The organism is Shewanella zhangzhouensis (assembly GCF_019457615.1).
Lineage (GTDB): Bacteria > Pseudomonadota > Gammaproteobacteria > Enterobacterales > Shewanellaceae > Shewanella > Shewanella zhangzhouensis.
In genome coordinates, this window is the sequence record NZ_CP080414.1 from 3,730,979 (window position 1) to 3,743,312 (window position 12,334).

12 protein-coding genes are annotated in these 12,334 nt (G+C 56.0%); 4 read left to right on the forward strand and 8 right to left on the reverse strand.

Features of this window, described 5'->3' with window-relative positions; translation table 11 throughout:
• The first annotated feature begins 63 nt into the window (after positions 1-63).
• Positions 64-2,106, forward strand: a complete 2,043-nt coding sequence (locus K0H63_RS16370; protein WP_220065603.1) for a multiheme c-type cytochrome — start codon at positions 64-66, stop codon at positions 2,104-2,106.
• Positions 2,107-2,520: 414 nt separating this feature from the next.
• Entirely contained in the window at positions 2,521-2,898 is a 378-nt protein-coding gene (locus K0H63_RS16375) for a TonB-dependent receptor (RefSeq protein ID WP_220065604.1), read from the forward strand.
• A gap of 59 nt (positions 2,899-2,957) precedes the next feature.
• Here K0H63_RS16375 and mltA read toward each other — a convergent pair whose 3' ends face one another.
• Entirely contained in the window at positions 2,958-4,070 is a 1,113-nt protein-coding gene (gene mltA / locus K0H63_RS16380) for a murein transglycosylase A (protein WP_220065605.1), read from the reverse strand.
• 144 nt (positions 4,071-4,214) lie between these two features.
• On the opposite strand from mltA, the gene K0H63_RS16385 reads away from it, so the two are divergent.
• Positions 4,215-5,162 (forward strand): L-threonylcarbamoyladenylate synthase, encoded by a 948-nt coding sequence (locus K0H63_RS16385; protein ID WP_220065606.1) that lies wholly within the window; start codon positions 4,215-4,217, stop codon positions 5,160-5,162.
• Positions 5,163-5,259: 97 nt separating this feature from the next.
• On the opposite strand, the gene K0H63_RS16390 is transcribed toward K0H63_RS16385, so the two are convergent.
• The 6 genes from K0H63_RS16390 to K0H63_RS16415 all read right to left on the reverse strand — a co-directional run bounded on the left by K0H63_RS16390 (position 5,260) and on the right by K0H63_RS16415 (position 10,873).
• A complete protein-coding gene (locus tag K0H63_RS16390; RefSeq protein ID WP_220065607.1) occupies positions 5,260-6,114 on the reverse strand; it encodes a pirin family protein in 855 nt (284 codons plus the stop codon).
• Positions 6,115-6,234: 120 nt separating this feature from the next.
• Positions 6,235-7,389: an NADH-dependent flavin oxidoreductase gene (locus K0H63_RS16395; RefSeq protein ID WP_220065608.1), complete on the reverse strand. Its 1,155-nt coding sequence runs from the start codon at positions 7,387-7,389 to the stop codon at positions 6,235-6,237.
• Positions 7,390-7,412: 23 nt separating this feature from the next.
• A complete protein-coding gene (locus K0H63_RS16400) occupies positions 7,413-8,066 on the reverse strand; it encodes a flavodoxin family protein (RefSeq protein WP_220065609.1) in 654 nt (217 codons plus the stop codon).
• Positions 8,067-8,220: 154 nt separating this feature from the next.
• On the reverse strand, positions 8,221-8,862 hold the full coding sequence (locus K0H63_RS16405) for an SDR family oxidoreductase (protein ID WP_220065610.1): 642 nt from the start codon (positions 8,860-8,862) through the stop codon (positions 8,221-8,223).
• A gap of 73 nt (positions 8,863-8,935) precedes the next feature.
• Positions 8,936-9,865 carry an alpha/beta hydrolase gene (locus K0H63_RS16410; RefSeq protein ID WP_220065611.1) on the reverse strand — a complete coding sequence of 310 codons (930 nt, stop codon included), beginning with the start codon at positions 9,863-9,865 and terminating at the stop codon, positions 8,936-8,938.
• A 93-nt stretch (positions 9,866-9,958) separates the two neighbouring features.
• A complete protein-coding gene (locus tag K0H63_RS16415; protein WP_220065612.1) occupies positions 9,959-10,873 on the reverse strand; it encodes an alpha/beta hydrolase in 915 nt (304 codons plus the stop codon).
• Positions 10,874-11,001: 128 nt separating this feature from the next.
• Here K0H63_RS16415 and K0H63_RS16420 point away from each other — a divergent pair, with 128 nt between their 5' ends.
• On the forward strand, positions 11,002-11,943 hold the full coding sequence (locus K0H63_RS16420) for a LysR family transcriptional regulator (protein WP_220065613.1): 942 nt from the start codon (positions 11,002-11,004) through the stop codon (positions 11,941-11,943).
• A 95-nt stretch (positions 11,944-12,038) separates the two neighbouring features.
• Here K0H63_RS16420 and K0H63_RS16425 read toward each other — a convergent pair whose 3' ends face one another.
• Positions 12,039-12,236: a YheV family putative zinc ribbon protein gene (locus K0H63_RS16425; protein ID WP_011761102.1), complete on the reverse strand. Its 198-nt coding sequence runs from the start codon at positions 12,234-12,236 to the stop codon at positions 12,039-12,041.
• Positions 12,237-12,334: the final 98 nt, after the last annotated feature.

Below are 12,334 nucleotides of genomic sequence, written 5' to 3' on the forward strand. Positions count from 1 at the left end.
TCTTAGCTCTCAGCCTGGAGCGGGCGCCAAACATCGCAACCTCTGGGGCAAAAGGAGATTATGATGAGAAAATTCACCTCCAGAAAGCTGGCATATCTGGTAGCCGTGGTTCTGACCGGGGCTTTGGCAGGTTGCGGTGATGATGGTAAAGATGGTGTAGATGGCGCGCCTGGAACGCCCGGTACCCCCGGTACGCCCGGTACCCCCGGTGAGCCTTGGTCCCCCCCCCCTGTTACCAGTTCCACCGTGACCAATCTGAAAGTGATCAACTATAGCTTCGAAGAAGGGGCTATCAGCTACGAATTTGAGATCACCGATGAAAACAACAACCCAATCAATGGCCTGGTGAACGCACAGGCTAAAGTGGCTGCCCTGACCTCCAAAGGTTATATCAATAACCGTGATGAAGCCGATATCAACGGCATCGCCGACAATGTCGCTATTGGCGGCGCGGCGACCCAGGCCACCGAAGGCGCGGTACTGACTGTGATTGACGATGGTCATTACAAGTTCAGCGCCCCCATGAAAGGGGTTAATGCAGGTACCGAAGGCATCGTCTGGCTGCGTGTGGGCGGTAACGATGGTATTGCCACCTCAGCACCTCTGGTGGTGAACAAGCCCGAAGGCACTCACTCCACCACGACCGAAGCCTGTTTCTCCTGCCACGTGGATTACTCCACCAGCCCACGCCGCCACTCAAGCTATGTAGCACAGGGAATGGACGGCGAAGTCGACTTTGTTGAAGGCTGTCAGGTATGTCACGGCCAGGTGAGTCGTCAGGTCAAGAATGAACAAGGCTTCTCTGTTGGGGGCTATGCATCCAATACTCTGTCCAAGATTGGTCACATCAATCACCAGGAGTTTGAAACCGGCTTTAGCGTGATGAACTGTACCTCTTGCCACAGTGAGCCTACTATCAACGTCGGCCTCACCGGTCCTGGCTGTATCGACTGTCACGACACAGGCGGCATCCCAGGCGATATCATCCCAGGCAATGGCGCAGATCTGCGTAAGCTGCACGAAGGCAAGACTGCCATCACCTCTAACAAAGCGATTAACGACGGCTACAAGGTCACTGGTACTGCACCAGCCTGGTTCCCTGATTCAGGTACTGCGGGTCAATGGTGTACAACTCTGTCGCTGTTTAAGATAGATGCTGACACCGGCGCCGAAACCCTGGTTGACCTCCATGAGCTGTTTGATGATACCCAGACAACTCATAATCCTGACAAGCCAATTAACTATGTAGGTTCATACCTGCACGGCGTGTACAACGACAGCGTCGTTGGCCGTATTACATCAGCCTACGATTACGGCTACGACGCCGAGGGTCGCAAGACCATGTGTTATGCCCAAGATGCTGGCCACGGAAAACCACATGTCGTCGGCTCAACACCTGACCTGTCAGCGTGGGCCGGTGCTGGCTTGATGGCATCACTGCGTGTCAGCTTCACCGCCAAAGACTACACAGGCGCCGAATCTGATGTAGTGACCATCCATGGCTACACCGATGTGGCCTCACAAGCCGATGGTGCTGTGACTGCTTACGAGCGTCGTCACAACGTCGACAGCGAGTCTTGCACCACCTGTCACAACAGCGAAGCCAACTTCCACAAGAATGGTAACTTCGCCGAAGGTGGCCTGGGCTGTGTGGCCTGTCACAACAACGGTCAGGACCGCAGTGCCGGTGGCTCAGGCCCAGGCTTCGGCCCCATGGTGCACAGCATGCACTGGGGTGTGGGCAGCAAGAGCCTGGATGCGGACGGCGAGGAAGTGTCCAACGCCGCCAGCGCCATTGCACCACAAACCAGCTGTGTGGCCTGTCACGCCGATGGCGCCATGGACCTGAACGAGATCCCCAACCAGTTCATCAAGGCCCGCGCCTATGGTGTCAGTGGTAAGATGGCCAGCCCGGTTACGGCCAACTGCTATGCCTGTCACACCAAGGATTCGGCCCTGAGCCACATGAAGTCCATGGGCGGTACCATCTCTGATGACGTACCTGCGACCGGTTGGTACACCCTGTCTACCCAGGAATCCTGTGCCGTTTGCCACAACCCAGGCAATAGCGCAGGCATCGAAAAGTATCACAAGTTTACTCGCTGATACCGGGCGCGACGCCAGAGCGATGCCAGGGTAATACCTCAGTCGTTCTGGTCAGGCAGTTAAAAACCCGATAACACAAAACGCCTCCTTAACGGAGGCGTTTTTTTATGTTGATTCCCCGGCCCGGCAGCCTCAGTTGCCGCAGCCTCAGTTACTGCCGAATTTTCCGGCTTTCTTGGTCCGCAGCCCTCAGTCCACAACCCTTAGTCCGCAACACTTAGTCCGCAACCCCGGCCTTGCCTGCGGGAAGCGGGGCATCACAGTGGGACTATACTCACTGAAACCCAAGAATTGGCGCATGCACAGCGCCAACGCCCTGACATTCACTCACGCTGTTTGAAACACCTGCACTGACAGGGGCCAAGCCGTTGCAGGCATGGCCCACGGCAAGACCTGAGCTTCGGAGAATCCAAAATGGACAGAAAGTTTATTATCAGCGCCCTTTGCTATGCCATCCTCGGCATGTGCCTTGGCATCTATATGGCCAAATCAGGCGATCACGGCCACAGGGTGACCCACGCCCATATTATGCTGGCGGGGTTTGTGGTGTCCTTCATCTATGGTCTGTGCCATAAACTCTGGCTGCCGGGAGCCGCAGGAGCGCTGGCACAGGGGCAATTCTGGTTGCATCAGCTGGGGGTACTGCTGATGTCGGCGGGATTGTTTCTGCTCTATGGTCAGCACATAGAGGTGGCCACCATAGACCCGGTGCTGGCCATCTCGTCGTTTATGTTACTGCTGGCGATGGTGCTCATGCTGGTGCTGTTTTTAAAAACACCCAAACAAAGCTAGCGTCACCTGCTTGTTACAGGCTTATTTGCCACTGGCTTGGCTTGCAACAGGCTATGAGGTCAGGGCGTGCCCAGAGTCACACTGGCGCCGGCGCCAAGCCCCAGACGCCATACACGGCCAAAGTGTTTGTAGTGGCCTGCCGCCATCCCGGCCTCGGGCCCCATGCCGTGGTAAAGGTCCAGGTGGCCGCCATCCACGGCGCCCCCTGTGTCCAGCGCGATGAGCAGCCTGAGTTCATGCCTGCCGGTCCAGTTACCGGCATCATCGAGCAAAGGCACCTCGGCCAGCAGAGGTGTGCCCATGGGCAGCAGCTGTTTATCGGCAGCCACGGCCGCCATGGGTAACAGGGGAATGCCTGCGCTGCCCAGCACATCATGGTTGGGCCGCGGCTGGAAAAATACAAAGGACGCGTTGTGGACCAGCAGTTGCTTCACTTCTTCCTCTGAGTGGCTGTCTGCCCAGGCTTTGATGGCCCGCAGCGACATCTGCTCTTTAGCCACTTCACCCTGCTCAATCAACACCTTACCTATACTCCGGTATGCATGACCATTTTTACCGCCATAGCCCAGGTATTGAAGCTCGTCGTTATCGCCGTAGTGGACAAAGCCTGAGCCCTGCACCTCCATCAAAAAGCTGTCTATCAGGGAGTCGCTGTAGGCCAGCTCTAAGCCCTGCCCCGCCAGGGCGCCCTGCAAAATAGCCTCACGACTTGGGCAGGGCGTGTTGTGCCGCACACAGTCGGGCACGCCATAAAGCGGGTATTGAAAGCGGCTGTCGGGGCTGTGACGCACCTCCAGCACAGGAGAAAAGTAACCGGTAAAGAGCACGTGCCCCTGACGATCGGCGCCGCCAAACTGGGCCGCTTCTATGCCAAAATTGCCAAGAGAAAGCGGATCGCCACCACTCTCGAGCCACTGGGACAGCTGCTGATAGAGGGGGGCATATTGGGATGCCAGTCGTGGTGAGCGCTCAAGCACCAGGCTGCTTTGGTCGGCAAAGCGGGTGTAGTTACGGTTGGCATCGGATTGCACAGCCGCAACCCAATTGAGCGGCTGCTGGAGTTCGCCATCCAGATAACGCTTGCCAAGCTCCCTGTCTGGCTGACTTGCACAGGCACTGATAACGGCAGCCAGAAGCACACAATTGAAGGATTTAAACGGGGCTGATTTCACCTTTGGCTCCAAACCGGTAAATATTGCGGCACCATGCCAAAAATCCCGGCTAAAGGCAAAGCCATTCATCATCTGATGCCAGTTTCGGCTTGACTGGCTCTGGTCAAATTTTTACCATACGCGGCCAGTTTTTCAGAGGTGCGTATGGCGCAAATCACTGACCAAATTTCCCTTGCCGTTGCCGCCCTTAACCGGGGTGAGCTGGTGGCTATGCCCACAGAGACTGTGTATGGCCTTGCCGCAGATGCCGGCAACGAGGATGCTGTCGCCAAGGTCTTTGCCTTGAAAGGTCGTCCTGCGACCAATCCGCTGATTGTTCATGTGGCAGATAGCCACTGGGTTCGGGACTGGGCAGCCGAGGTGAGTACCTGTGCCGAGGCGCTCATGACTGCCTTTTGGCCGGGTCCGCTGACCCTGGTTCTGCCCGCAAAAGCCGAGGTGTCCCGCGCCGTCACCGCCGGGCAGGATACGGTCGCGTTAAGAATGCCGGCTCATCCCCAGGCCCTGGCCTTGCTGACGGATTTTGGCCGCGCCCTGGTAGCGCCTTCGGCCAACAAGTACATGTCCATCAGTCCCACCAGCAGCGACCATGTGGCGCGCCAGTTTGCCGATGATGAACTGCTGATTCTGGAAGGTGGCAACTGCAAGGTGGGACTCGAATCCACCATAGTGGCGTTGCTTCCCGGCGATGCACCCAGATTGCTTCGCCCGGGAATGGTGTCGGTCGCCAGCATCGAGGCTGTGCTTGGACGCCCGGTGGTCCAGCAAAGTGGTGGCGTGGTCGCCCCCGGCCAGCATCACAAACATTACTCCCCCGGTTTGCCCTGCTATCGTTATGGCGCTGAATCCGATGTCAGCCATTTGCACCAAGCCAGTGATATTGGCTGGATTTTCTGCGGCAATGCCGTGCCTGTGGCCGGGAAAGCCATAGAGCTTGGCGCTGACCCCGACAGCTATGCCCAGGGGCTGTACGATGCCCTGTACCAACTCGACCACGAAACACTCAGTGCCATTTATATTGCCGAGCCGCCACACAACGCAGACTGGCAAGCAGTGCAAAACCGCCTTGAGCGCGCAGCCAGGCCGCTCTGAAAAACAGCTGTGACAATCATCTGTAAAAATCACCTGTAAAAAAGGGGCCCTGTGGCCCCTTTTCTGTATTCAAAACCGTCGACTTTCGAATGGATTGCTATTTGGGCAGTTCGAGTGTGCCGAATCGACCCGTCTGATAATCATGGATAGCCTGACGTATTTCGGCCTCGGTGTTCATCACAAAGGGGCCCATATGCACTATTTGCTCGCCGATGGGCTCACCGGCAAAGAGCAGCATGCCGGCACCTTCCTCTGTGGCCAGCAGCTCAAGCTCGCCGGGCTGCAGCACCAGATACTCGCCACTGAAGAAAGACCTGCCATCATCAGTACTCAGTGCCCCCTGATACAGATACAGGCCGACAAAGCCGCGTTCGCTCAAATCAAGACTGGCACGCCCGCCCGGTGCTAACGACAAATCGGCCACGGCGCCATTCGCCGCCAGGCCCTGGACCAGACCATCTATCGCCTGACCTTCAAAAAGCCAGCGCCCTGCCAGGGGATAAAAGTCTGCACCCCTGTCCGATGGGTATCTTTGCTGCACCAGCTCTGTGCTGTCGAGGTAGCGGGCCGGACGCATCTTGTCTTTGGCGGGCATATTGAGCCAAATCTGAAAGCCATGCAGACCATCGCTTGCATCGGCCAATGGCATTTCGGAGTGAATAACCCCCGAGCCGGTGCTCATCCACTGCACATCACCGGCGCGAATGGCACGCACGTTGCCCATGTGGTCGCGGTGCTCAAAGCCGCCCTTGCGGATATAGGTAAAGGTCTCTATTCCCCGGTGAGGATGGGGCGGGAAACCGCCGATAAAATCGCTTTTATCATCCGAGCGGATTTCATCCACCATCAGGAAGGGATCGAGCTGCAAGCGCTCAAAATCGGCCACCCGACGGATGTTGACCCCATCTCCATCCATGGCGGGACGGGAAAATAGACGTGTTTTGATCTTCATGGCTGTCCTCCAGATTAATGGATACAGCATATACCTCAGACATTAGAGAGAATATCGCAATTATCCGGCCTTACCTTTCGATAAAGCCGAATCGATTATCGACTTTGTCCTGAAACAGCCTCAGGCCTGTGTGGGTGAGATACCTTTCAATGTGGGAAACCAACCCGGGGTATCTTCAATCACCCGCCATAATTTTTCGGGCATTTGGTATCTGGCCGCACCAACAGATAAATCCAGCACAGGATGGATTTCATGCTCGCGGCCACTTTGCGCCAGTTCAACCCAGGTCGGATTCATCACCAGGCCTTTGCCTATCACCACCAGAGGCAGCCCAAGCGCCCGGGCTTGGCGGGCCTCGTCCGGCGTGCGAATATTACCCGCGGCCATCAGGGGTACACGCCCAGCCAGCAGCTCAATAAAACGCTGCGCCGTGGTTTTCCCAGACTCATCATCCAGCGATTTGCCTGCCAGAATGTCGTACAATGAGGTATGCAGATAATCAATATGGCCTTCCTCGACGAGCCGCTGCGCCAGCGCCAGAGTATCCTCAATGCGCAGACCACCGTCCCCGGCCTCTTCGGGTGAGAGGCGATACCCGAGTAAGAAAGGGCGGCGGGCATACCGACCAATGACACGGCGGACTTCACGGATCACGGCCAAGGGAAAGCGCATCCGATTTTCCAGGGTGCCGCCCCATTTATCGGTACGCTGATTTGACAATGGTGAGAGAAAATTCTGGATCAAAAAGCCATGTGCACCATGCAGCTCAACACCATCGAACCCCGCCTCGATGGCGCGGCGTGTGGCGGCGCCAAAATCATGGATAAGCGTCTCTATTTCCTGCTGATTTAACGCCCGGCTGGCCAATTTCCCCTCGTTAAATGGGCCCTTGGGAGCCACCACAGCACTGGCACTTACCAGCTCGCCATCGGGGACCAACTCAGGCACAGCTTTATTGCCGGCGTGAAACAGCTGCAGCACAGCCACAGAACCACCACTCCTGGCCGCCTGCGCCAGCCGCTTCAGGCTTGGAATAAAGCTGTCATCGTAAGCGGCAAATTCATCGATAAATCCAATACCACTGGGCTGCACATGGGTACAACCTGTCAATACCAGGCCAACACCCCCTGCTCGGGCGCGGTAATAATCGAGCTCTGCATCAGAAATGCTGCCATCGGCATTGGCAGCCCAGGTGGTCATGGGGGCCATCACCAGGCGGTTCCGCAAGCTGATGCCATTGGCAAAGGTAAAAGGCTGAAACAAATTATCTGTCATTGCGTTCTCCAGACCATTTCTGGTCAATCTCCAAACCACTCATGGTCAATGGCTTGCAACATTTCTTCGGGGGTCAGTTGTTGGGTCATGCGGCCACGCAGAATGTACTTGTGCTCAAAGGAAATCGCCCCCCGAGCCATCACTCTGGCCTTGAACTCGGCGATATGGTCATCGCCAAAATGGCTGTTAAAGGTGTTGAACAGCACCACCTTCAGGCCATCAAAACGGTTATTTTCCACAAAGGCCCAAATGGGTGGTGCCGGGCTGTATAGCCACACGGGTGAGCCCAGCCAGACGGTTTTGAATGAACTCATTTCCACCCGACTTGGCACTATATCCGGCAGAGCATCCTCAGAGTCCTTCAGGGCATTGGCGTCTTTAAGAGCCTGTGTCAGCCCCGTCAGGCCGAGCCGATAGTCCGGCGCCTCCAGGGCAATCACCTCGGCGTCAAGGCGCATCGCCACATGCCGTGCCGCCAGGGCGGTATTGCCCGAGCGGGAAAAGTACACCACGGCCGTGTCCGCCGGGGCTTTGGCGGCGCTGCCAATCATGGCAGCCTGCATCAGCTCCGACTTGCGTGCCTGACGATGCTCAATCCAGGTCACGGCGAAGAGTACGCCGAGGGCAAGCACAGCCAGCAGCACCAGGGCGACCACCAACCAAAACAAGGGCTTCATGTTTTCTTCTCCAGTTCAGTGCGTGAAACCCAGTGCGTTAAACTCAGTGCGTTAAACATTGGGAATACGTGGCTGACTTATCTGCGGACAACGCCGGGATTAAAGCCGGCAGGCGACGATTCTGACTTTAGGGCATATAGCTCAGGGATGTGGCTCAGGGCATGAAGTAAGGCTTATCGCCATCGGTATTGGGCTTATTAATGCCTAAGTTCCCCCCCATATGGGTCTCGGGACTGAGTATTATCTGGCTGATAAGCCCGGCCACACTCCGGCGTGAAACCACTGTGCCCTTAAAATCCTCGCCTTTGGCGGTGATTTCATAGTCCACTTCGTCTTCATCCGTCAGCCAGGCCGGGCGCAACAGGGTGTAATCCAATCCCGATGCCTCGATAAGGTCGGCCGTGCGGCGGTAAGGCTTGAGGTCCTCACCAATCAGGGCTTGATTCCACTCGCCAAACTTGCCGGGCACCTCGTCGTAAATCCCCAGCGAAAGCACAAATACCAGCCGCTTTACGCCTGCTGAGCCCATGGCTTCAATGACCGCCTGAGCCTGCTTATCCAGGTCTTCGCCAATCAGGTTGGCGTAAACCAAATCCTGACCCACCATGGCGTCTTTAAGTAACACCTTGTCGAGCACATTACCAATCACCACCCTGGCGTTGGCAGGCTCGGTGCCGGTGAGTTTTTGGGGATTGCGCAGTAACAGGGTCTGCCGAATATCTTGTTGGTCGGCCAGGGCTTTGACCACCCACTGGGCAATCTGGCCGTTGGCACCGAGAATAAGGACGTTTTGCATAGGTATAGCTCCGGGGCATGGGTTAAGGCCAAAGACTGCCAGTTTCAGGCACTCACAGTCCGGCAGTCTTCAATTACAGGTGTTGTTTAAAGAAAGGCGCGACCTGCGCCATGGCAATGGCGACGGGCTCGGGTTTGTCGTACAGGTCGTAGTGAGACCAACCCTCGGCCACCACTATGTGCTTATCCTCGGATGCGGCGCGACTGTATATTTCCCAGCCATCGCGGTAAGCACCAAAGCCACCCGCTTTATCGCCAATCACCACCATCAGGGGTTGAGTCAGCAGGGTTTCGGCATTTAAAAAAGCATCCCATCCCATGGCAGCCCCTGTGAAGGACATCAGCTGGCTGGTAGCGCCGTTGGCCTTTGCACCACGGGCGGTTTTGTAATACTCAGTGGCTTCCAGCACATCAATGTCGGTGATACCGGCGGCCTTCGCCGCGGCCACTGAGTCCGGTAACAAATTGGCCGCCTCAGGTTCGGCCCCCTGAGCCTGGGCAGTGCGCATTTGCGCTATGCCCTGTGCAAGTTCACGGGGTTTAAACTGGGCAAAGCCCTCGCGGATGAGGCGTCCATAGTTCACGCCGGTAATGGACACCAGGGCCTTCAGGCGATGATCGGTTATGCCTGCATGTATGGTGTAGGCTCCGCCGCCGCACACCCCGATGGCGCCGATGCGCTGGGCATCGACATAAGGCAGGGATTGCAGGTAATCGACGGCAAAACGAATATCGGAAACACGGATAGCCGGATCTTCGATAAAGCGTGGCGTGCCGCCGCTGGCGCCCTGGAAACTGGCATCATGCACCAGTACCACAAAGCCTTCCTGGGCCAGGGCTTTGGCATAAATATTACCAGCGGTCTGCTCTTTGCAGCTGCCGATGGGATGAGTGCTGACGATGGCCGGGTACTGCTTGCTTTCATCAAAACCTGGGGGCAGATAGAGATCTGCCGCGACGTCCCATCCCAGATTTCTGTAGCTGACGGTTTGAATGCTGCTCATGATTTGCTCCTAAGCTTAGGCAAGTGAGATTGTGCAACTAAGCTCTTTCAAGCGACTCAAGTGAAGGCGGCTCCACTTGAGTCGGGCCTGAATTTACAGATGGCGATTGAAGAAGGGGGCCAATTGCGACACGGCCTCATCCACATAGTTGGCCACATCGTACAAATCCATGTGGTCGGCCCCTTCCACCAGATACAGGCGCTTGTCGCCGCTGGCGGCGCGCTCGAGCAAATCGTCACTCATCCACTTACTGCCTGCATTAGTGCCAACCACCGCCAGAATGGGCTGGGTCAGGAAGGCTTCGGCCTTGTGGTATGCATCGTAGGTGATGATCTGATTCAGGTTGCGTGTCAGGGCATAGCCAGGTGCATTGGGGTGCTGGCAACGTGGCGTGTGGTAATACTCCCAGGCACCGCGCAGCTCTGCATTGGGGGCATCTTCTTCACGCATGGGTGCCAACGGAATTTGGCTATACTCGCCGCTATTGGCATCTGAGGTGCGCGCAGCGGAACCGGCGTCTATGTAGGGCAGCGCCGCAGCATCCGCCACAGAACCGTCCCAGCCATTACGGAACATTTGACCAATGTTAACCGCGCTTACCATCGCCAGTGCCTTGATACGGCGGTCGTTAATAGCGGCATTGGCACTGTAACCCGCACCGGCACACACGCCCATGGCGCCAATCCGGTTGTTATCCACGTAGGGAAGTGTGGTCAGGTAATCAATCACGGCACTGACATCTTCGGTACTGATATGGGGGTTTTCCAGCTGGCGTGGCTCGCCGGTGCTTTCTCCCTGGTATGAACGGTCGAATGCAATGGTGATCAAGCCCTGTTCGGCCAGTTTTCTTGCATAGAGACCTGCGGCTTGTTCTTTTACACCACCGCCAGGATGGGAGACGACAACCGCGGGGTATTGCTTGCTTTCATCAAAATCGGCGGGGAAATTGATGACGGCGGCCATGGTGATACCTTGACCATTCAGATTGTTGAAAGTGACGTTGGACATGATCAGTTGCTCCTGTAGAAATTAGTGGCTTGCTTAGGGATGACCTCAAGCTGAAATCAAGTTTAGGACGCGGACTGCATCAGATAAACGGCCTTTTCAAGACATGAGTGTTAAGCTAAGCTAAACAAATGGCCATAGAACCCTCACTACTCACCTCACTGACCTGGTTTGCTCATATAGCTCGCCATCGCAGTTTCACCAAAGCCGCCACTGAAATGGGGGTGACCCGTGCTGCCTTGTCGCAGCACCTCAAGGCGCTGGAGCAGCAGTTGCAAGTGCGGTTGCTCAATCGCACCACCCGCAATATGTCGCTCACGGAAGAAGGGCAACGCCTGTTGGATATACTGCACCCCTCGCTCACCAGCATAGAGCAGGTCATAAGTGAGTTGAGTGAATCCCATGTCGAGCCATCGGGCCTTATCCGTATCAGTTCATCGAGAACGGCAGCCAGGCTGCTTATCGAACCTCATTTGGGTGAATTTCTGTCGCGTTATCCGAAGATACGTCTGGAGCTGGTGATGGATGATGGCCTGTCCAATATCGTGGCTGAAGGGTTGGATGCAGGGATTCGACTGGGGGTGAGCCTGGATGAACATATGGTGGCCGTGCCTATCACACCTCCACTGACAACGGCCATTGTCGGGGCGCCCTCATATTTCCAGCGGTTTGGCATACCTGAAAGCCCCAAAGATTTGGCAAAGCATAATTGCCTCGCCTACCGCTTTACCACCAGTGGAACATTGGATCACTGGTCGTTAACTTCACCCGGGCCAGAAAAACACACCCTGGTATTCGAGCCCAGAGGCAATGCAGTATTCAACGATGACTACAGTATGCTGCGAGCGGCGCTGCAAGGGGTTGGCTTAATTAAACACATTGATTTGTGGGTACAACAACACCTAGAGGAAGGGAGTCTGATGCGGGTATTCACCGAGTGGTGCAAACCTTTTCCCGGCTTTTATCTCTATATCCCCTCAAGAGAGCAAATGCCCAAAAAGACCCGGGTGCTGATGGATTTTCTGATTGAAAAGCGCAGCCTGTTAGGTGAGAGGCTCGGCAAGCCAGGTTGAAAAGTGAGGGCGACCCGCTCATTCCTGAGCGCCCGAAACAGGCCTGCCGCCCACGTTCACCTGCAAGTTGAAAATCGTCTCGATAAAGACAAAACTCAGTCGGGTTTAAACACCCCTATCACTGCGCCTGATGCCTTCTGGGCCACTTTTTCCTCGGCCTGTTGTTCGCGATAATCGCACTCGACACATTCCACGGTTTCCACCCCATGGTCTTTAAACAGCACTATGCTGTCGCTCGCGCCACACTTGGGGCATTTGGCACCGGCCACAAATCGTTTTCTGGAAATACTCATACAGGAACATCCAACAAAAGAATGCCGCTATTGTGCCACAGCTTGCACAGGCAACCCTAATCCCGGCTTCACGCTGGATGCCGGGCCTGAACTTGGTT